Raw genomic sequence first — 21,219 nt, 5'->3', positions numbered from 1 at the left:
TTAAATATTTTTCCTAGATGGTTTTTAATATTAGCTGAAACAAATTGATAATGTTCTTCCTCATATTTATCTAAAACATCGTATATTTCTTCTTTCTTTTCATCAAGCAAAACTCCATAAGAAATATGGAAAAGTTGCTTTATCTCTGGTTGTGAAAGAATTTGCGCATTTTCTAAATTTGGTTCTTCGGCAAAGTCATCTTTATCAATTAAAACTTTGTATGCTTTTTTACTTTCTTCCAAATTGTCTAAAGCAATTTTATAAAGTTCATAAAAAAGTTTTTTGTCTTTTTCAAATATAAGATTTACCGCTTGAAGCCAACTAGTACCCGATGTCTTTATGTGGAAACTGTGCTGAGTGACTTCACTAAAAATTTCATAAATGCTAAATTTATCACTGCCTGAATGAAGGCTTAATTTGTAACCTCCAAATTGTTGTGAAATAGCATAATGTTTTTTTAGTTCTACTGCAAATTTATTTATATCCCCTTTATAGTCTATAGCCTTTTGAAATTCCCCAGGAAATTTAGGTGCTAAACTCCAAAAGTCTATTCCCTTTTTATGCAAATACTCTGCTACAAATATGTGATCTTCTACTGTTGTATCTTTTTCTCCTTCATCTATAGAAATCTCTAAATCAAAGTCTTTCACTTTTTCTTTAAGTATGCTATAAACCTTCTCTACAAAATTCATTGCTTTTTCATATATTAGCGCAGATTTATACAGTTCATCTTCTCTAATTGTATACTCTTCTTCTGAAATGCTAATTTTTTTGCCTTTTAAAAGCCTCTATTATCTCTTTGCTTTGTGGAGATATTTGCATCACTTGATTTGAGGAAATGTCTGAAATTTTGGTTAGTAACTCACTTACATCAAGAGTGTACATTGTATAGCCTGCTTCAATAGCTCTTAATAGATATTTTTCATCTTTTATGTGGTCGGCATCTGCACCAAATTCTCCAGTATAACCTGCTTCTAAAACCCCAAGTATGACTTTTAAAAGGGCATCTTTAAAATCTCTACGGGTTTTTTCAAGTTCTCTTGGAGATTGTTGAACTAATACAGGAAATACCGGATATTCTTTTAAAGCCACTATGTGAGCAGGTGTCACTAGCCCCAGTCTATCTCCTGTGCCAAAAGAAGATTTTTGCCTACATGGTGTAGGAGAAATACCAAAGTTTTTCAATATCAAATAATTTTCAAAACTTAAAGGATAGAGATTGAGGTAAAAATCTATTTCTTTTACATTTTTATCTTCTGCAAAATATGGGGAACTTAATTTGAAATTTTCTTTTGTCAAAATCCCTATTTTTTTATCAGCATCTTTTTTTGCCACAAAAATATATGTGTCTTCTTTTAACTTTCTCAATGAATTAGGGTATAATACAAATGAATGGTTTAACAAAAAATCAGTAAGTTTTTCCAATATACCTTTTTCAACCATTGCCATCTTCTCCTTATTAAATTTTCTATACCACTTCAATCTCTACATAATTTTTTAATTCCTCTATTATCTCTTTGTTTTGTTCTCCAGAAGTTATTATCTTTTCTACATTATCAAAAGTACAAAAGGATACCATTGCAACTTTTCCAAATTTACTACTATCAGCCACGACAATTACTCGCCTGGCTGATTTTATCATGGCTTTTTTAGCTTCTGCTTCAAAAATATCAGAAGTCGTAAGACCTTTTTCTAAGGAGATGCCACCAGTCCCTAAAAAGAGAATGTCAATGTTGTATTTACCAATGCAATTTACTGTTTCAAAGCCTACCATCGAATGGTTGTCAGTTTTTAATTTTCCACCAGTAATAAAAAGATTAATATTAGGATTATTGGCTAATTCTGGAGCAATGTTTAAAGCATTTGTTACAACAGTTATGTTTTTAAAATTTTTAAGAAGTCGGGCTATGTGATAAGTAGTAGAACCCGCATCTAAAAAAATGACATCTCCTTCTTTTACTTCTTCTAACGCTTTTGCAGCAATTTTTTGCTTTTCTTCTGTATGCTCTTTAAATCTTTTGACAAGTGGAGGGATAATAATATTTTCTTTCAGTACTGCGCCTCCATAGTTTCTTTCTACCAGTCCTTGCCTTTCCAATTCTTCTAAATCTCTTCTTATCGTCTCATCAGAAACTTTGAAAATCTCACAAAGCTCAGAGACTTTAACGGCTTTCTTTTTTAAAATGATTTCTTTGATTTTATCTCTCCTTGTCGAAACCAGCATCTACATCCACTCCTAAAAATATCAATTTGTCTTTATTTTGCTCAAAACATAAAATAAAGCAAATAAAAACAAAACACAGATTCAAGTTGGAAATGCTGTTTTTGTTTGTGGATTTTATTGACTTTAATATATTAATTCTACATAAATCCAAAAAATCCTTCTTTGTTTTAAAATTTTTTTATTAGTTTGTATGGTTTTTTAAGAATAAACTAAGGAATCCCATTTTAGGGATTCCGAAAAATTTACTTCTCCAATATGTCTTTATTTACAAGGGTGCGCGGCGTTCTTCCTTCTATTACGTCTATTATATTTTGTGCAACAAGTACCGACATATCTCTCCTTGCTTCATCTGTAGCACTTCCTATATGTGGAAGTATTACTACATTATCTAAAGTCTTTAACTCCTCTGTAATCTCTGGTTCTTTTTCATATACGTCAAGACCTGCTGCATAAATGTCTTTATTTTTTAATGCATTCACCAGGGCTTTTTCATCTACAACAGGGCCTCTTGCTGTATTTATTAAAATTGCAGTTTTTTTCATGAGTTTTAATTCTTTTTCACCTATTAAATGGCGTGTATGAGGTGTTAGCGGCACATGAATTGATACAAAGTCCGATTCTTTCAAAAGTGTTTCCAAGTCAACGTACTTTGCCCCTGTTTCTTTTTCAAATTCCTCTTTGGGAGTGTTTGCAGTATATAAAATCTTCATCTCAAACCCTTTAGACATTTTAGCGAAAGCCTGTCCTATCCGCCCCGCACCAATTACTCCCAATGTTTTTCCTGTCACAGCTTTACCTAAAAAAAGATTTGGTGCCCACCCAGTAAATTTTCCTTCTCTTGTGAATTTATCAGCCTCAACAACCCTTCGAGCTGCTGTAAATAGAAGTGCCCATGCAAGTTCTGCTGTTGCATTTGTTAAAACATCTGGTGTATTTGTAACATAGATTCTTCTCTTAGTCGCCTCTTTTAGATCAATATTGTCAAATCCTACAGCGTAATTTGCAACAATTTTTAAATTTTTTGCTGTATGAAAGAATTCTGCATCAACTTTTTCATTAAGTTGCGTCACAACAGCATCTTTGTCTTTTATTACCTCAAGTAACTCTTCTCTTTTAAGGGGTCTGTCTTCTGGGTTTATTTCAACTTCGCAGTACTTTTTTAAAAGTTCAATCCCTTCCTCAGGAATCATCCTTGTAACATACACTTTAAACATAACAATTCCCTCCCTACAAATTTATTCCATCAAATATAGTATAACAGGTATTGTAATAAAAGACAAAAGGTTCATTAAAAATAAGTTTAGCACTTGCTCAGTTCAAGGTCGCACACTTCGTTCAAAACGGTGGCTATGTTATCTACTATTGTAAACGCTAAATTCATTAAAGCAACCTGCTTCTGAAATTTTACACAGACAAAGCCCAACCTAATTATCGGTTGGGCTTTGTCAAAATTATATAAATTGCTTTAGGTGATTTAGGCCTAAAATAAGTCCCTCTTTAACTTTCTCTTCACTACCTTCATAAACAGGGTCTTCATGTTCAATGCTTATTACTCCATCGTACCCACTGTCTTTTAAAGTCTTTATAAATTTGCCCCAATCTACATTTCCCATTCCTGGCATTCTGTATCTCCAATACCCCAGTTCACTTCTTGGGTTAGTATAAAGTTGTCTGTTGAAAACTCCATATCTTTTAAATTTATCTTCAAATATTTCTGTGTCTTTTGCATGTACATGAAATATTCTGTCCTTAAATTGTGGTATCACATCAATATAGTCTATAAATTGCCACACCAGGTGTGAGGGATCAAGGTTTAAACCAAAGTTTTTTGAAGGTATCCTTCTGAACATCTCCTCCCAAAGTTCAGGTGCAAAGGATATAGTGCCAGGAAGTCCTGGAACTTGCCATCCTTCCATTGGACAATTTTCAATAATTATCTTTACTCCTTTATTTTCTGCGTAGCTATTATCTCAGTAAAGACTCTTTCAAATTCATCAAAATTGTCTTTTATGCTCTTTTCAATGTTTCTTCCTATAAAAGTTCCTACCATGTCAGTTCCAAGCATTTTAGCTACATCAATGCACTTTTTTAAGTGATTGTTTATAAACTTTCTCTTTTCTGGGTCTCTGTCAAGGTTGTTGTCATAATATGCAAGAGATGAAATTGTAAGCCCGTATTCTTTAAAATATTTTTTTATTTCTTCCGCCTCTTCGGGTGTAAGATTTTCTACATCTATATCACTTGCAGAATAATCCCTCGTATTGTCTTTAGGCCAGCAGGCAATTTCCAGTGATTTAAACCCATTTTCACTTGCCCACTTAGCTTTTTCTTTAAGAGGCATATTCCCAAGACATACTGTTAAAAATCCTAAATACATTTTACATTTCCTCCTCTAAAATCTTTTTTAGGTTTTCAAAACTTATTTTTACACTCTCCATTGCCGGTCTTTTACACACATCCTGTTCAACAATTAGCCATTTAACTCCATTTTCTTTTGCAATTTTTATTACTTCTTTAAAATTGATAATTCCATTTCCTATTTCAGTAAAAGACCTGTCCTCTTTATCCATGTCTTTTAAGTGAATTAAAGGTAGTCTATTGTAAAATTTTTTAAGATATTCTAACGGGTCAACTCCAGCATATGTAACCCAATACACATCAATTTCGGCTTTTACAAGGTCTTTATATGTATTTTTGTAAAGCATATCAAGTCCATATTCTCCATCGTATATTTCAAATTCGTGATTGTGGTTGTGATAGCAAAACTCAAGTCCCTTTTCCCTACACTTTTCACCTATTTTATTAAACAACTTTGCTGTTTCAATATAATCCTCTCTTGACTTGTACTCATTCCACGGACATACGATGTATTTATTGCCTATTTCAAGGTTATAGTCTATCACTTCCTCAAGATTGTTTTTAAGTAATTCTATTCCTACATGACTACCAGCAGCTTTTAATCCTAATTTATCAAGCGTTTTTCTTAATTCTGATGCTTTTAAACCGCCATATCCTGCAAACTCTACTCCTTCGTATCCTATTTCCGCAACCTTTTCAAGAGTACCTGTAAAATCTTTTTGTGTCTCCTCTCTCAAAGTGTAAAGTTGAAGTGCTATAGGTATGCTCATTTTAATTTTTTCCCCCTTTAACCTAAAACTATTTCCTTACCTTTTTCAGCTGATTCATAGGCACCGTCTATTATTTCCATGAGAATTGCCCCTTCTTCAGCAGAAGCCAAAGGCTCTTTGTCATTTTTTATGCAGTCAACAAAATGTTCAAATTCATTTAAAGGCGACTTTGGATAATTGGTGTCAGGAACTATGTCAATCAATGTATCAAAAATTTCCGAAAATACTTTAAGATGTCCGTTTTTAAACCATATGCCACCTTTATCACCCAAAATTTCATAGTAATTGTAATCTCCCTCAATGTTGGAAGCCCAGCTGAATTCAAAGTCAATTGTGGCACCATTTTTAAGCCTTACAAAGCCTACTGCCATATCCTCCACATCGTAAATTCCATCCCCGCTTTTTGCATAATTCCAGCTGTTTAAACTGTTGCTATTTGAAAACTTAGAATAAGTAGCTGCTGACACAGATTGAGCTTTAGGGTATCCCATGAAATACAAGACTAAGTCTAAAAAATGTACACCTAAATCAATTAATGGGCCTCCTCCAGACAATTTCTTATTTGTAAACCATCCGCCCTTTCCAGGAATGCCTCTCCTTCTCCTCCAGCCAGTCTTTACATGGTATATTTCGCCTATATACCCTTCCTTTATATATCTTTTTACAAAGAAAGATTCATTTGTAAACCTATTATTTAATCCTACCATAAACTTCCTTTTGTATTTATTTTTTGATTCAATGACCTCATAAGCTTCTTTTGCATTTAGAGTTATAGGTTTTTCACAATGCACATGAATTCCCTTTTCCATCGCTTTTATAGAAATAGGTGCATGTAAATAATTTGGGGTACACACGCTTATTAAGTCTGGTTTTTCTCTTTCAAACATTTCTTCATAATCTGTATAAACGTGAGGTATATTGTACTTTTCCGCTAATCTTTTTGCAGCTTCTATATCTGGATCAGATATGGCTACAATTTCAATTCCTTCTACTTTTGAATAACCATTTAAGTGTTTGTAATCAGCAACTGACCCTGCGCCAACACATGCATATTTAAGTTTTCCCATACAAAAGCCTCCATTTACCTGTTAAAATATACTGGTTCTTCTGTTTTCGCAGATGTATAAATAGCCTCTAGTATCTCAGTTACTACAAGAGCTTCTTCTGGTTTTACAACCGGCTCTGTATCGTTTATGATGCAATCAATCCAAGCTTTTGCTTCTAAAAATCCTGGGTCATCTGATTTACCTTCATAGAAATCTACTCCACCTACATCAGTAGAAACTTTAGTTGTATAAAGCCTTCCAAATTTCTCTCCATTTATGCGAAGTCCATCTCTCATGTCAGCTCCGCCTTCTGTTCCACACAAAGTGGTCATAGCCTCGCCAACCTCTAAAGTATTTAAAGCCCAACTGGACTCTAATATAATGGTAGCCCCATTCTCCATTACTATAAATCCAAAAGCTGAATCTTCAACTGTGAACTTTTCAGGATCCCATGGCCCCCAAGCATTCGCAGCATTTGCTCTTTTGCCTAATTTATAATAGGCGCTTCCCATTACAACTTTAGGCTTATAGTTATTCATCATCCACAATGTCAAATCAAGGGCATGTGTTCCTATATCGATTAAAGGCCCACCGCCTTGCTCTTCTTCATTTAAGAAAACACCCCATGTAGGTACCGCGCGGCGACGTATAGCATGAGCCTTAGCAAAATATATTTCCCCTAGTTCACCATTTTGACAAACTTTATGTAAATATTGAGAATCTGGTCTAAAGCGATTTTGATACCCTATAGTGAGTTTCTTACCTGTTTTCTTATATGCTTCCACCATTCTTCTGGCATCTGCAGCAGTCTTAGCCATAGGCTTCTCACACATTACATGTTTTCCTGCATAAAGAGCATCAACAGTTATGTCTGCATGAGACTTGTTGGGAGTTAAGACATGAACCACATCTATTGTTTTATCTTCAAGAAGTTTTTTGTAATCTGTGTACACTTTCGCGTCTTTTGTACCATATTCTTTTGCCGCTTTCTCCGCCCTCTCTTCTATGATGTCACAAAAGGCCACCATTTCAACATTGTCTAGTTTTGCCAAAGAGGGCATGTGTTTGCCAAAAGCAATTCCTCCACAACCTATAATTCCTACTCTAAGTTTCTCTTTTACCATAAAAATTCCTCCCTTGATTATATTTAAATTTGTATTTTTAAGACAAAACTTTATTCTTTATTTTACTGTCGACTCTCTTATTATTAACTCATGCTCTAAAAAAATCCTCTGTGGTTCTTCTAATTTACCATTCATGTGCTTTATCAGTAGTTCCATAGCAACACATCCTAAATCGTATTTTGGCTGTGAAATAGTTGTAAGCATAGGGTCATACATAGAAGCAAAGCTTATATCATCAAAGCCTACAACCGCTATATCCTCAGGGACTTTAAGCCTTCTTCCTTTATCGCTCTTATAGCTCCAATAGCCATGATGTCAGAGATTGCAAATATAGCAGTAGGCCTTTCTTCCATCGCCAAAAGCTGTTTCGCTGCTCTTACTCCGCTTTTAAAGCTGTAATCTCCGTACTTCATAAGCTTTTCGTCAAATTCTATTCCTGAATCTTCAAGAGCTTTTCTATAGCCTGCCTCTCTTTGTTTAGTAGACACCAGTTCATTTTCACAGCTTATCATTCCTATCCTTTTATGTCCCAATCCTATCAAATGCCTCACAGCTTTGTAAGCTGCAGAAAAGTTGTCTATAGATACATATGATACTCCAGCCCCTTCTATGTATTCACAACATTGAATAACAGGATAATTTTGTCCTATCAAAGTCAATTCCTCTTTGCTCATCACTGGTGCCATAAAAATAACACCATCTGCTAACCTGTTTTTTAAAAGTTCAAGATATGCTTTTTCTCTATTAATATCAGAATCAGTATTGCAAAGCATTACATTATATCCATTTTTATGAGCTACATCTTCTATTCCCTTTACAACACGTGCATAAAAAGGATTTGATACATTAGGCATTAAAGCAGTATCATTCTTGTTTCTGCCCGCCTTAAATTTCTTCCAAGAAGATTAGGATGGTAATTTAATTCTTTTATCGCTTTTAATACTCTTTCCTTTGTTTCTTCAGACACCGAGTCACTGCCATTTAAAACTCTTGATACTGTTGCAACAGAGACTCCTGCTCTTTTAGCAACTTCTCTAATATTAGCCATCATAACCTCCTGTGTAACAGATTACATAATATTTTTCATTGATTTTCAGAGACATATCTAATAAAATGTGTAACGCATTACATTTACTATTATACCTCTAAATTATAAAAAATCAATAGCAACAAATAAATTTTCATACTTTTACAAAAAGCTCAACCTTATCGGTTGAGCAAAACTATCATTCTAATGTTTTTATCTGCTCTTCAAGAGTTTGTATCTTATTTTTAAGGTATTCTAATTGCTGTAGTGCTTGTTGTTTTTGCTTAATTATTTCTTCTTTCTGACTCTCTTGCTCTCTTAACTCTTCCATCTTGTTTTTAACTGTTTCAATTAACATTTGTCTCCTATTATCAAAAAATTCTGCAAGTTTGTTTACAACTTCTTGCAATTCTTTAACGCTTTTTTCCAGTGATGGTTTCATGTTTTTTTGGGCTTTCGGGAAGAGCATTAAACCTAATGCAGCTGCTCCAATCCCCAGTAAAATTTTCTGGAGGAAAGAAATTTCAAAATTCCCATATCCCTTCCTCCTCCCTTTGGTTTCATTAATATTTTGTCCAATAATTTTTTATATGATTTAATGTGTTATTTCCCAAAAATCATAACTTTTGTTATTGCTTTATATAAGTCTTTTGCATCGTATTTTTCACTAACTTTGTAAAAATATTGAAAAAATTCACCTAATGTATATTCCCAAAGTCCAATTATTTCATTCTTCTTAGACGGATTTTTTTTGTATTCTTTAAAAGACAATTCCATCGCATTTTTTAATGTTTCAAGAGCTTTTTGAAATTCTTTCTTTATGTCATCCATTATATTGTTCCCTCCTCAAAAACGTAATCTAAAGACAATATATGAATATTGTAATAATAGTGTTACTCCGACAGGGTCCCTGTCGGCATCCTTCACAACAAAAAATGGGCTTTTTACGCCCTTTCAATTTATAATATTTACACTGTTTCCACATTTTTTGCACTTGCTCCCTTCCAAACCTACTAGCTTAACATGCCAATAATCTCTTTTAACAAGCAAATTTTCACAATAAGGACAATAGGTATTGTTGTCGAATCCCATGACATTTCCTACATAGACAAAATTTAAATATTTTTTCCCTATCTCATAAGCTCTTCGGAGTGTATCCAAAGGAGTAGGTGGATTATCTAGTTTATAATTTGGAAAATACCTTGAAAAATGCAAAGGAATATTTTTGTCAATTTGAGAAAGCCATTTTACTAAACTTTCTATCTCTTCCTTTTTGTCATTTAAATCAGTAATTATTAAATTTGTAACCTCCACATGACAGTGTTTTGAAGCCTGTTCAACAGTTTCTAAGACGGGGTGCAACTTTCCAGAACAAATTTTTTTATAAAAATCCTCTGTATAGGCTTTTACATCTATATTCATGGCATCCACATAAGGAAGTATCTTTTTTAATGGTTCTAAATTTATATATCCGTTTGTCACAAGTACAGTTTTTAACCCCTCTTTTTTAGCCTCAATCAATCCATCGTGTACATATTCATACCATATTAAAGGCTCATTGTAAGTAAAAGCAATCCCTATATTGTCTCTTTGTCTTTTTGCTGCAGCAATTAATTGTTGGAGAGAGATGTAATCTCCCTCCATTTTTGATGTGCTATTTCCCAATTTTGACAAAACTTACACTTTAAATTGCAGCCATAAGTCCCCACAGAAAATATATATCTGCCTGGATAAAAGTGATAAAGAGGCTTTTTCTCAATTGGGTCTAATGCTGCAGAGGTGATAGTACCGTAATTTTCGGTCACTAATATTCCGTTTATATTGTTTCTCACATTGCAGACTCCGTGCTTTCCTTCATTTATATGGCAATTGTGAGGACATAATAAACATTCTACAACATTATTCTCTAGTTTTTTATAGAACATAGCCTCTTTTAACATAGTAAAAGATACCATTTCTCATTCTATCCCTTCTCTTTTTGCCAGTGTTTTTATTTTTGAAAGAAGTGATTTATAGCTAAAGTTATGTCTTATTCTTCTTGATTTTCTCCCTGAAAAGTCCTCTCTTCTGCCTTTGTCTTTTATTTCTAATTCTTCAATTACAATTGCTTTTCCTTTTTCTTTTGCTATTTTTACTATTTCATGAGCATAGTGCCATTTGAAGTATTCTCTTTTGTCTTTATTTCCACTTGCAAGCTCTGGCATTGACATTTTATCATAGTTTATTAGATTCCCTTTTTCATCTGTCTCTGCCCATGATATGTTGTACGGATATGCATTTATATCTATCCCTATTGCTCCTTTTTCTTTTGTTATTTTTATTTCTGAATATTCTTCTTCAATAGCAAAATAGGCGTATATATTGTCATTTTTAAGTTTTAATTTGAGTAGGGTATGTTTGATTCTCTAATTTCCTGTAGAAGTTCTTCTCTTCTCTTATTCTTTTTGTAGCCTACTTCTATTCTGGCATAGACATATTTTCTTTCCCCTACATTTATCCTTAAGAAAGTGCCATTTTTTTACTTCTATCCTTGTGTTGAGATTTCCCTTTTTGCTTTTATCCCCTCTTGAATAGAGATTTCCTTTTCTTCTTTCTTGCCACTTTGTTTTTAGCTTTTGATATTCTTTCCCATTTATATGGCACTTTTGAAGTTTTCTAAATAAGTCTCTTCCTCCAAAAATGACTTTCTTTGGATTGTTGTCTAATTGTCTAGATGATTTTAATACACCTATTGCTTTCATTATTGCATCATCTACATATCTTGAGTTTAAATTGAAAATCCCTTGAAGGTCTCTTTTTAATGTTTTTCTATCATAACCTTCTAGAAGCCTTTTGTATGCAAATCTCATGCAGGAGGACCATCTTCTCATTAAGTCTAATACTATTTGTTTGTCTTGTTGATTTAGAAAAATGAGTTTAGCCTGTATTACTATCATGCTTTTTGCTCCTTTGTCCGTAAATTTTTGCTGCGAAAGATGTTACTATTGCTTTTTTGTGGACACTCCTTCATACAAAACTACTTTAGGTTTTGGTTTTTCTTCCAGCATGCCTAATAACTTCTCTATATCTTCTTTTTTGTATCTTCTTCCTTTTGGTGTTCTAACTGGGGTTATTAATCCTTCCTTTTCCCAGTTTATTAATGTAATTCTGCTTATATCATATAGCTATTTAACCTTTTTTATAGTTAATAACATTCATTATCACTCAATTAAAGGTGTATCATTTTTTACTACTAATTCCAACTGTTTTGACCTCCTTTTTACCTTACTATTTATGTCTTTCAACTTCAAATTTTTCTATGGTGTAATCCTCATCTGGACTAATTCCAGCTTTTCTCAAAGCAATAGAAATTTGTTCTTCAACAGTGTCCACTCCTTCTAAGTCAGGTAAAAGCAATCCTGAACGATAGCCTTTTCTCACTATTACTCCGTACTTTTTGGGGTTAAGTTCTTGTTTTGATTTAACAGGTTGAGGAGGTGTCAAAACATCCACTGAATACTCAATATCCTTCAGTTCATACTCCTCTACAGGTTCAAAGCGAGGATCTTCAAAACCTGCACTTATGGCATTTTTTATTATTTCTTCTGCTATGTTCTTTTGCTGTGGAAACACTGTACCTATGCATCCTCTTAATTCCCCATCTTTGTGAAGAGAAACAAAAACTCCCGCTCTCCTACTATACATCTCTTCCGGCAAACCTTGTGGTACTGGCATTGTCTTTCTATTTTTCACATAATATTCAAGGCTTTCTCTGGCAAGTTTCACATAGTGGTCTTCTTTTTGCCTTATCTCTTCAATCCTTTGTCTTTTTAATCTGTACAATTTTTCTACCAGACTTGTGCCTTTGTACTCCCCAACGTCAAATTGTACAACACCATATCCTACCCCAAAAGGTCCCTCATGAGATAATACTCCCGCTTTAACCTCATATCCATCTAGAGCTCCCAGCATAACACAAACCGATCTAAATCCACACTCTGCAGCTTCTTCAATTAGGCCTTTGTCCATTCCAATTATTTCTTCTACCTTCATTTCAGAAAGCAAGTCTAGAAGTTTTTTGTCAAAAATTTCTCCCTTTGGCGTATAGCATTCGGACTATTGGGAGTCAATTTGTGAGATAAATCCCCACTGGCGATAAAAACGACCTTTTTGTTTGAATTTCTTATAGCATTTCCAATTGCAGTACCAAATTCATAAAGCTGTTCAAAGGACAAAAATCCATAAGAAATATGTACTAATTTAAAGTTAGAATAATGTTTTTTTACAAAATACAAAGGTACCATCGTTCCATGGTCAAGTTTTTTTGAAAGGGCGTATCTTTTGATTAATTCATCATTTATCTCTGCAATAGGTATATCTTTTTTTCTCGATTCTTCTACAATTTTTTCAACAAGTTCTAAATCATTCTCAAATTCAAACCTTACACCTCTTGCACCAAACTGTCCAAGGTCCCCTTCTAAACTAGGAAAACAGTCACTGCCACAGCATCTCTAAAAACGTATCCGTGAGGAGTGACAACTACTATTGTATCAGGCTTTTTTTCTTTTATGCTGCCTGAAACAGTATTAAGTGAATCTATCGTCTTTTGAATCTTTTTTTCTTCTCCTCTCCCTACTTCAGGTACGATTATAGGTGGATGAGGCATGAGATAACAAGACAACAAGGTTCCCATTTTTAACACCTCGAAAAATTTATTTTTCATATATTGATTATACCACAATAACAAAAGCTTCATCCCTTATAAATTAATATTAGGGTGAAGCTTTTTAAAAATTACATAATTTTAATGCCTGTGTTAATTATTTTATTTCTCATCTTTCTTTATATACTTCCTAATTATTCCCTCAAAAATCATATCTATTATATAAGCTGAGCCACTTGCTAATATTATAAAAACCAATATTGGTATAATATTGGCAAGAATAAAAGCAGCTAACAACGTCAAAATTATAAGCATTGTTTGGGGTAAATGTCCAAGTCCTAATATAAATGAAGTCTTCCATAAGTTAAAGAGACTTCCTTCATAATATTGGCTTGTCAAAAAAGTATAAATTAATGTAATTAAAAACATAAACCCCATTGACAATAATAAACCAGCAAGAATATATCCAAAAACTGTGTTTTGATGTGTAAAAAATTTTACATCTACATAAAGTATTAAAATAACAGCAACAGTAACCACAAAATTTATAAGCATCCAATGAAAGTGTTTTTTAAAAGCTTTCCAAAATTCTCTCCATACTCCTTCTCCTTCGTCTTTTCTTAAAAGATGCACAGAATGAAGAAGAGCTTCTGTAGAGGGAAAAAGTGTCACAACAGGAAGTGAAAATACAATCCACAGAAAGTTTAATATCATTAAATCACTTATAAAATAAGCTATGTCATAAAGTTTTGAATCTCTCATTGCATTTTCACCTTTACATCTCTTTTAACAATTTCTTTTCTATTTTTCCTGCCGCATTCTTAGGTAGTTTAGGTACAAACTCAAAAATCTTTGGAATTTTATATGGTGCCAGTTTATTTTTTAAAAAGTTTTGAAGCTCCTTTTTGTCGGCTTTTGCTCCCTCTTTTAATACCACAAAAGCTTTGACTTCTTCTCCCTTTAACTGGTCACCTACACCTATTACAGCCACTTCTAAAACATCAGGATGCTCTAACAAGGCATCTTCTACTTCCCTCGGATATACATTAAACCCACCTAATATTATCATATCTTTTAGTCTGTCTACAATGTAAAAATATCCGTCTTCGTCTTTTTTTGCAAGGTCACCCGTGTGGAGCCAACCACCCTTAAAGTCTTGGCAGTTTCTTCTGGCATGTTGTGATACCCCACCATTATATTAGGCCCTTTTAAAACAAGCTCTCCTATTTCTCCAACGGAAAGTTCGTTGTCATTTTCATCTACTACTTTCGCTTCAACACAAGGAAGTGGCAATCCTATAGACCCGGTTTCCTTATAGCATCAGGTTCTAAAGGATTCAAAAGTGCAACAGGAGCCGCTTCAGTTAAACCATAGCCTTCTACAAGCGGAAAATTAAATTTTTCCTCAAATCCTCTTTGTATCTCAGGAGCTAAAGGAGCTCCTCCAGATATTGCTAACCTTAATGCTTTAAACTGACCTTTTTCTGCCATTCTCATTAAAACTGCAAACATTGAAGGCACACCGCAGAATACGGTTACATCTTCATTGGTTAGCGTTTCTAATGTATCTTTTGGCATAAAACTTTCTTTTATCGTAATAGTAGCACCTAAATAAAACCCAAGAAGTATGTTAACTGTCCATGAAAAACTGTGAAATAAAGGCAATAAAGCCAAAAAATTATCGTTTGGTCCCAAATCAGAAACTTCATCCAACGCTTTTACATCAGCAAGGAAATTATTGTGAGTAAGCATTGCGCCTTTTGGTTTTCCAGTCGTCCCTGATGTATATAAATAAGCACAAACTTCATCAGCTTCTACATCAACAGGTTTAGCTACTTTCATCTTTAATATAGTAGCAATCGTATTTTCATCTAAAATGACAACATTTTTAATGTTCAATCTTCCCAATTGAGACTTGTCAATTTTTTGAGCTATTAAAGGATGTAAAACAATGGTACTTGTTCCTGATTCCATAATTATATAAGCAATTTCTTCAAGTGTAAGCATCATGTTCAATGGGACAACAATAGCCCCTGCCTTGGATGCTCCCATAAAAGAAAATATATACTCAGGGCAATTGGGAAAGCTCAATGCTACTCTGTCCCCTTTTTTTACACCTATTGATTGAAAATATGAAGCGTATTTATCTATTAAAGAATCAACTTCTCTGTAAGTATAAATTTTGTCTTTAAATTTTATAGCAATGTGGTTATCCGATACTCCTGAGTTTTTGTAAATTTCATATATTTTCATAATTATCCTCCTTTAACCTAGTATAGCAGCACCGATGATCCCCGCATCATTTCCAAGCTCTGCTTTTCGTATGTCAGCATAAGGAAGGTCTTTAAACAAAATATTCTCCGCCACTTCTTTTTTGAGGGGTTTTATGAGAAAATCTCCTGCGTTTGCAACACCGCCACCCAATATTATCACTTCAGGGTCAAACATGTTTATGACATTTACAATTCCAATAGCTAAATATTTGACATAGTCATTAAAAATCTTGATAGCCTCTTCATCATACTGCTTTGCGGCATCAATTACATTTTTAGCCGTTATACTTTCTATATCCCCATTTGCAAATTTTAAAATAAGAGAGTTAGGGTCTTTTTTAGCGGCCCTTTTCCCTTCTCTTATTAAAGCAGTAGCTGAAGCGTATGTCTCCAAACATCCGATCTTACCACAATTGCACCTTATGCCATTGTCTCCTATCACTATGTGCCCAATCTCAGGTGCAAAATGGTGAGCACCGTTATATATTTTGCCATCTAGAACAAATCCAGACCCTACTCCTGTGCCTAAAGTAATTGTCACAGATGATTTTGAACCTCTGCCAGCACCAAATACCGCCTCTGCCAAAGCCGCTACATTTGCGTCATTGTCCATATAAATTGGCAAATCAATATATTTTTTTATTTCTTTTGCAAGAGGTACTTTTGTCCAAAAAAGATTAACTGCCCGTATCACTATACCCTTTTCACTGTCTGCTACTCCTGGAACTCCAATACCCATTGATTTAATCTCTTTTATATCAGTATTAGTTCTATTAATAAGCTCAAGAGCTATTTCTGCTATATCCTTGGCAACCGCTTCATAACCTCTTTCTGGTTTTGTGGGTCTACTGCCTGTTGCTACTATACGTCCTTCATCATCTACCAATCCAACAGCAATATTAGTTCCCCCAAGGTCAACGCCAATTCTCATTCTTCCTCTCCTCCAATTCTCCGTTTTTTCTCTTTAATATACTCTTTTATTTTTTTAACATGGGTATTAAGTATTAAATCTTCACATATCCCGGCATTCTTAATAACTTTGAGAGCTTCCTCAAACCTTCCTATATCGAAGCTTACATGAGCATCGCTTCCTACAGCAATTTTTACTCCTAATTCTTTTGCTTTTTTAGCAATGAGAAAACAATTTTTTTCACTACCTTTTCTTGAACTTACAAAAGAGCTATTGTTTATTTCAATAAATTTCCCATATTCTTTAGCCACCATCAAAACTTTTTCAATATCTATTGGATAGATGGGATTTCCAGGATGCCCTATTATATCTACATAAGGGTTTTTTATAGCATTTATAAGAGCTTTTGTGTTTCTTTCTATATCGTCACTTGGTTCAAAACACGCATCATGCAAACTGGCAATCACTATATCTAATTTTTTAAGTATTTCTTCTGGTAAGTCCAAATTTCCTTCTTCATCCATTATATTAGCTTCTACCCCTTTTAATATCTCCACCCCCTCTATTTTTTCAGGCAGCACTTTTAAATTCCCAAAATGCCAAAAGTGAGCAGCCCCTGGCATTTTAGGCCCATGGTCTGTCATGCATATAAGTTGAAGCCCTTTTTTATAAGCCTCTCTTGCATTTTCTGTAATAGTACTGTAAGCGTGGCCACTGGAAATTGTGTGGGTGTGAGTATCCAAAACTAACTTCAACTTTATCCTCTCCTTTTAATTTCCTATTTGTTTTAATAACTTTTTATTAAGTTCGTGGGCAGCGTTGTACCCCATCTGTTTTTGCCTGTGGTTCATCGCTGCTACTTCTACTATTATCGCGAGATTTCTTCCTGGTCTCACAGGTATAGTAAGCTTTGGCACTTTTACATCTAAAAATTTAATATATTCATCCTCCAATCCTAACCTATCATAATATTTATCTTCATCCCACTCCTCCAATTGGATAACCAAATCTATATTCATTGTATTTCTAACAGACCCTACACCGTACAATGTCTTTATGTCAAGTATGCCAATACCCCTTATCTCAATAAAATGCCTTATTACCTCCGGCGATCTTCCTTGAAGCTTGTCTTCGCTTATCTTGCTGATTACCACTGCATCATCAGCTACTAACCTGTGTCCCCTTTTAATTAATTCTAATGCTGTCTCGCTTTTTCCTATGCCACTTTCACCCAACAAAAGAACTCCTATTCCATATACATCCACAAGGTCTCCATGAATGGTAATTTGAGGTGCTAGCTTTTCATCAAGGTAATTTATTAATCTGTTTATAAATTTGGTAGAAGGGTCTTTTGTCCTTAAAAGATATCTATCGTACTTTTGAGCAGCATCTATAAGTTCTTGAGGTATATTCAAATCTCTTGTTACAATAAGACAAGGAATAGGATAAGCAAAGAATTTGTCTGCTCTCTCTGGTAATACATTTTCTGGTAATTGCTCTATAAAAGTCATCTCAACTTTGCCTACTATTTGAACTCTCTCATATGCAAAATGTTCATAAAAGCCAGAAAACTGTAATCCCGGCCTATTTACATCACTGGTGGTTATATCTATTTTATTATTTTTAGCTTCAACCACAACTTCCAAATTTAAATCCCTTATCAAAGCTTCAACAGGAATTTTATCCACTTTTTCACCTCCAGCTAGCAACAAAGCGCCGCGTTTAATTCAATTATATTATTTAATGGAAAATAAGTAAATAGACAAAAACTTTTCTTCTTGAAGGAGGTAAATTATAATATTGTGTATAGCCAATCAAAATTTTTGAGGTGAAAAATGTTAAGGCAAAGACTTATCAGATTTTTAAAAGAAAACAAAGGAGAATATATCTCGGGTCAAAAACTATCTGAGCAACTTAATGTCTCAAGAACTGCTATATGGAAACACATAAATGAATTAAAAAATGAAGGATACCAAATAGAATCTCATCATAAACTGGGGTATAAATTAGTTTCTGAGCCTGATTTGCTAATTTATGAAGAAGTATCCCCTTATCTTACTACAAATTTTATAGGAAAAAATTATATACATAAGTTAACTATTGATTCCACCAATAATTTTGCAAAAGAAATCGCATCAAAAGTTCCTGATGGTACAGTAATTATTGCCGAAGAACAATCAGCAGGTAGAGGACGATTGGGAAGAAGTTGGCTATCTCAAAAAGGCTGTGGTATTTGGATGTCTGTCATTTTAAAACCAAATATACAGCCACAGGAGGCAATTAATCTCACACAAGTAGCGGCAATTTCTGTAGTTAAAGCTATTGAAGAATTATCTCATGTAGAAAACAAAATAAAATGGCCAAATGATATAATAGTAAACAATAAAAAAGTATGTGGAATATTGACAGAGATGAGTTCAGAAATTGACAAAATAAACTATGTGGTAATAGGAATTGGAGTCAATGTAAATTGTTACAATTTCCCTGAAGAATTAAAAGGAAAAGCCACTTCCTTAAACTTAGAAACCAACTCTAAAGTTGATAGGAAAAAACTTGCTGCCAGTATTTTAAATAACCTGGAATTTTATTACAATACATATTTACAAAAAGGCTTTGAATACATAAGACCTACATGCATTGCAAAATCTATAACAATAGGAAGAGAGATAAAAGTTATTTACAATGAAGGTGAAATGGTGGGAAAAGCTGTAACTATTGACAGTAATGGAAGTTTGATAGTAGAAACTAAAGAGGGTAAAAGACTTAGTATTATGTCAGGAGATGTATCTGTAAGAGGTTTACTGGATTACATTTAAGCGTCAAGACAAAATCTTGACGCTTAAATTTGTTGACAAAGTCAAAATTTTCTAAAGAAGATATTTTGCATCGTCGCTCCAGAGTTCCAAAGCGACAAACGCAAAATATCTTCTTTTCGAAAGTTTGTCAACAAGCCGAAAGCATCCAAGACAAGATCTTGACACTTTTTATTTTCTAAAATATTCATATACAGCTTGAGCAACTTTTTCATTCATTCCTTTCACTTTTTTAAGATCCTCTAAACTTGCACTTTTTATTTCTTCTATAGAGTTGAAAGCATCGTATAAAGCTTTTGCCCTTTTTTCACCTATACCAGGAATATTGAGAAGTTCGCTTTTAAATCTTTTGCTTTGCTTTTCTTTGTGGAAAGTTATCGCAAATCTGTGAGCTTCTTCTTGTATTTGAGCAATCAGGCGAAAAGCTTTTGTAGTCATAGGTATATCAATTTCACCTTGAGGTGATACAAGGCCTCGGGTCCTGTGTTTTGAATCTTTTACCATCCCATAAACAGGAATAGCAATTCCTAAACCATACAATACCTGCAGTACAGCATTTACATGCCCTATACCACCGTCTATTAATATTAAATCAGGCATTTCAGCAAATTTAGCTTTATTTTCTTCAAGTTCGCCTTTTTCAATAAGCTCTTTTTCTTCAATTCCGTGCAAAAAAACGCCTTTCTATTACCTCTCTCATACTCTCATAATCATCTTGTCCTTCAACATATTTTACGTTAAATTTTCTGTACTGACTTTTTTTAGGTTTTCCGTCTACAAACACCACCATGGCTCCTACATTGTCTTGTCCCCTTGTATTTGAAATATCATAGGCTTCAATCCTTCTGGCATAATCAAGTCCCACTAAATTAGAGAGTTCTAATACAGCCTGATCTTTTGAAATTTCCTCTCTTATTGATATGTCATTCTTAAGAGCTTCTAAAGCATTTTGATAAACCATATCCACCAGTTCTTTTTTCTTACCTCTCATAGGAATTGTTATAAAAACTTTGTTGCCCCTCTTTTGTGATAGCCACTCACTGAGAAGCTCTCTTTCGTCTAATTCCACATCAGTTATTATTTCCTTGGGAATGTAAGGAGCGCCTTCATAAAATTGCTTTATAAAAGAAGAGATTATTTCTCCTCTTTCCATGCCTTCTGTATTTTTCATATAATAATGCTCTCTTCCGCTTAATTTTCCATCACGCACAAAGAACACCTGTATGCAGGAAATACTCGCACCTCTTGCTATTGAAATTATATCCTGTTCATCTTCTCCTACTGATACCACCTTTTGTTTTTCTGAGGTACTTTCAATAGCAAAAATCTGGTCTCTAATTCTCGCTGCTTCCTCAAATCTTAATTCTTCCGCCGCTTTTTGCATGTCTTCTTTAAGTTTTTGTACTAGCCAATCTCTTTTTCCATCAAGGAAGAGAACTGCTTGGTCCACTAATTTTCTATAATCTTCTTTATTTATTTTGTTAGTACAAGGAGCAGAACACAATCCTATGTGGTAATAAAGGCATTCTCTAACCTTCCTCATATCCTTTTCAATATTTCTGTTACATGTCCTTATCGGAAACATTTTTCTTACAAGTTTTATAGTCTCCCTTACTGCAAAGGCACTGCTATAAGGTCCGAAATATTTCGCCCCATCGGGTTCAATCCTTCTCGTAAACATTATGCGGGGATACTCTTCATTTACTGTAACTTTAATATAGGGGTAATTTTTGTCATCTTTTAATAATACATTATACCTAGGCTTATACTTTTTAATTAAATTGCATTCCAACATCAAAGCTTCAAGTTCAGTATCAGTAACAATATACTCAAAGTCTGACACGTGAGAAAGCATTACTTTTACTTTTGGCAATTGATTTTCTTTGTTTTGAAAATACTGTCTTACTCTGTTTTTGAGAACTATCGCTTTACCTACGTAAATTATTTCACCTTTTTTGTCTTTCATTATATAAACGCCAGGTTTCTCAGGCAAAAGCTTTAATTTTTCTTCTATAGTCATTGTCCATCACCTT

The 21,219-nt window shown here is 33.8% G+C and carries 11 protein-coding genes and 10 pseudogenes; 1 reads left to right on the top strand and 20 read right to left on the bottom strand.

Annotation, left to right across the window (positions count from 1 at the left end; all coding sequences use genetic code 11):
* The 19 genes and pseudogenes from JCM7501_RS00985 to hprK form a co-directional block, all read right to left on the bottom strand.
* Positions 1 to 1,443 (bottom strand): annotated as a pseudogene (locus JCM7501_RS00985) (tagaturonate epimerase family protein); the annotation flags it as partial.
* A gap of 25 nt (positions 1,444 to 1,468) precedes the next feature.
* Positions 1,469 to 2,224: a DeoR/GlpR family DNA-binding transcription regulator gene (locus JCM7501_RS00980; protein ID WP_028991466.1), complete on the bottom strand. Its 756-nt coding sequence runs from the start codon at positions 2,222 to 2,224 to the stop codon at positions 1,469 to 1,471.
* 242 nt (positions 2,225 to 2,466) lie between these two features.
* Entirely contained in the window at positions 2,467 to 3,438 is a 972-nt protein-coding gene (locus tag JCM7501_RS00975; RefSeq protein WP_012995713.1) for a 2-hydroxyacid dehydrogenase, read from the bottom strand.
* A gap of 237 nt (positions 3,439 to 3,675) precedes the next feature.
* A pseudogene (locus tag JCM7501_RS00970) lies at positions 3,676 to 4,601 on the bottom strand (sugar phosphate isomerase/epimerase family protein).
* 1 nt (position 4,602) lies between these two features.
* Positions 4,603 to 5,352 (bottom strand): sugar phosphate isomerase/epimerase family protein, encoded by a 750-nt coding sequence (locus JCM7501_RS00965; RefSeq protein WP_028991464.1) that lies wholly within the window; start codon positions 5,350 to 5,352, stop codon positions 4,603 to 4,605.
* A 17-nt stretch (positions 5,353 to 5,369) separates the two neighbouring features.
* Positions 5,370 to 6,419 carry a Gfo/Idh/MocA family protein gene (locus JCM7501_RS00960; protein WP_013150662.1) on the bottom strand — a complete coding sequence of 350 codons (1,050 nt, stop codon included), beginning with the start codon at positions 6,417 to 6,419 and terminating at the stop codon, positions 5,370 to 5,372.
* A 14-nt stretch (positions 6,420 to 6,433) separates the two neighbouring features.
* A complete protein-coding gene (locus JCM7501_RS00955; protein ID WP_013150663.1) occupies positions 6,434 to 7,522 on the bottom strand; it encodes a Gfo/Idh/MocA family protein in 1,089 nt (362 codons plus the stop codon).
* A 57-nt stretch (positions 7,523 to 7,579) separates the two neighbouring features.
* Positions 7,580 to 8,570: pseudogene (locus JCM7501_RS00950) on the bottom strand (LacI family DNA-binding transcriptional regulator).
* Between the two features lie 178 nt (positions 8,571 to 8,748).
* Positions 8,749 to 9,086: pseudogene (locus tag JCM7501_RS00945) on the bottom strand (hypothetical protein).
* Positions 9,087 to 9,152: 66 nt separating this feature from the next.
* A complete protein-coding gene (locus JCM7501_RS00940; RefSeq protein ID WP_013150666.1) occupies positions 9,153 to 9,380 on the bottom strand; it encodes a hypothetical protein in 228 nt (75 codons plus the stop codon).
* Between the two features lie 123 nt (positions 9,381 to 9,503).
* Positions 9,504 to 10,504: pseudogene (gene amrS, locus JCM7501_RS00935) on the bottom strand (AmmeMemoRadiSam system radical SAM enzyme).
* Between the two features lie 6 nt (positions 10,505 to 10,510).
* Positions 10,511 to 11,485, bottom strand: a pseudogene (locus tag JCM7501_RS00930) (IS200/IS605 family accessory protein TnpB-related protein); the annotation flags it as partial.
* Positions 11,486 to 11,533: 48 nt separating this feature from the next.
* A pseudogene (locus JCM7501_RS12455) lies at positions 11,534 to 11,704 on the bottom strand (MerR family DNA-binding transcriptional regulator); the annotation flags it as partial.
* 112 nt (positions 11,705 to 11,816) lie between these two features.
* Positions 11,817 to 13,221: pseudogene (amrA, locus tag JCM7501_RS00925) on the bottom strand (AmmeMemoRadiSam system protein A).
* Positions 13,222 to 13,353: 132 nt separating this feature from the next.
* Positions 13,354 to 13,953, bottom strand: a complete 600-nt coding sequence (locus tag JCM7501_RS00920) for a YesL family protein (protein ID WP_028991460.1) — start codon at positions 13,951 to 13,953, stop codon at positions 13,354 to 13,356.
* A 13-nt stretch (positions 13,954 to 13,966) separates the two neighbouring features.
* A pseudogene (locus tag JCM7501_RS00915) lies at positions 13,967 to 15,443 on the bottom strand (long-chain-fatty-acid--CoA ligase).
* A 12-nt stretch (positions 15,444 to 15,455) separates the two neighbouring features.
* The gene (locus tag JCM7501_RS00910) at positions 15,456 to 16,394 is read right to left on the bottom strand and encodes an ROK family protein (protein WP_012995726.1); all 939 of its coding nucleotides are present in this window, start codon (positions 16,392 to 16,394) and stop codon (positions 15,456 to 15,458) included.
* Positions 16,391 to 17,128, bottom strand: coding sequence for a phosphatase (locus JCM7501_RS00905; RefSeq protein WP_012995727.1), 738 nt, complete (start codon positions 17,126 to 17,128; stop codon positions 16,391 to 16,393). Before JCM7501_RS00905 ends, JCM7501_RS00910 begins: the two co-directional genes overlap by 4 nt.
* A 15-nt stretch (positions 17,129 to 17,143) precedes the next feature.
* Positions 17,144 to 18,061 carry an HPr(Ser) kinase/phosphatase gene (gene hprK / locus JCM7501_RS00900; RefSeq protein ID WP_028991459.1) on the bottom strand — a complete coding sequence of 306 codons (918 nt, stop codon included), beginning with the start codon at positions 18,059 to 18,061 and terminating at the stop codon, positions 17,144 to 17,146.
* 147 nt (positions 18,062 to 18,208) lie between these two features.
* Here hprK and JCM7501_RS00895 point away from each other — a divergent pair, with 147 nt between their 5' ends.
* Positions 18,209 to 19,189 carry a biotin--[acetyl-CoA-carboxylase] ligase gene (locus JCM7501_RS00895; protein WP_028991458.1) on the top strand — a complete coding sequence of 327 codons (981 nt, stop codon included), beginning with the start codon at positions 18,209 to 18,211 and terminating at the stop codon, positions 19,187 to 19,189.
* 168 nt (positions 19,190 to 19,357) lie between these two features.
* On the opposite strand, the pseudogene uvrC reads toward JCM7501_RS00895, so the two are convergent.
* Positions 19,358 to 21,206: pseudogene (gene uvrC, locus JCM7501_RS00890) on the bottom strand (excinuclease ABC subunit UvrC).
* Between the last annotated feature and the right edge of the window lie 13 nt (positions 21,207 to 21,219).

This window comes from Thermoanaerobacter thermocopriae JCM 7501 (assembly GCF_001310975.1).
GTDB classification, from domain to species: domain Bacteria; phylum Bacillota; class Thermoanaerobacteria; order Thermoanaerobacterales; family Thermoanaerobacteraceae; genus Thermoanaerobacter; species Thermoanaerobacter thermocopriae.
Note: the sequence above shows the minus strand (reverse complement) of the source record. Positions and strands in the feature narration are given on the sequence as shown.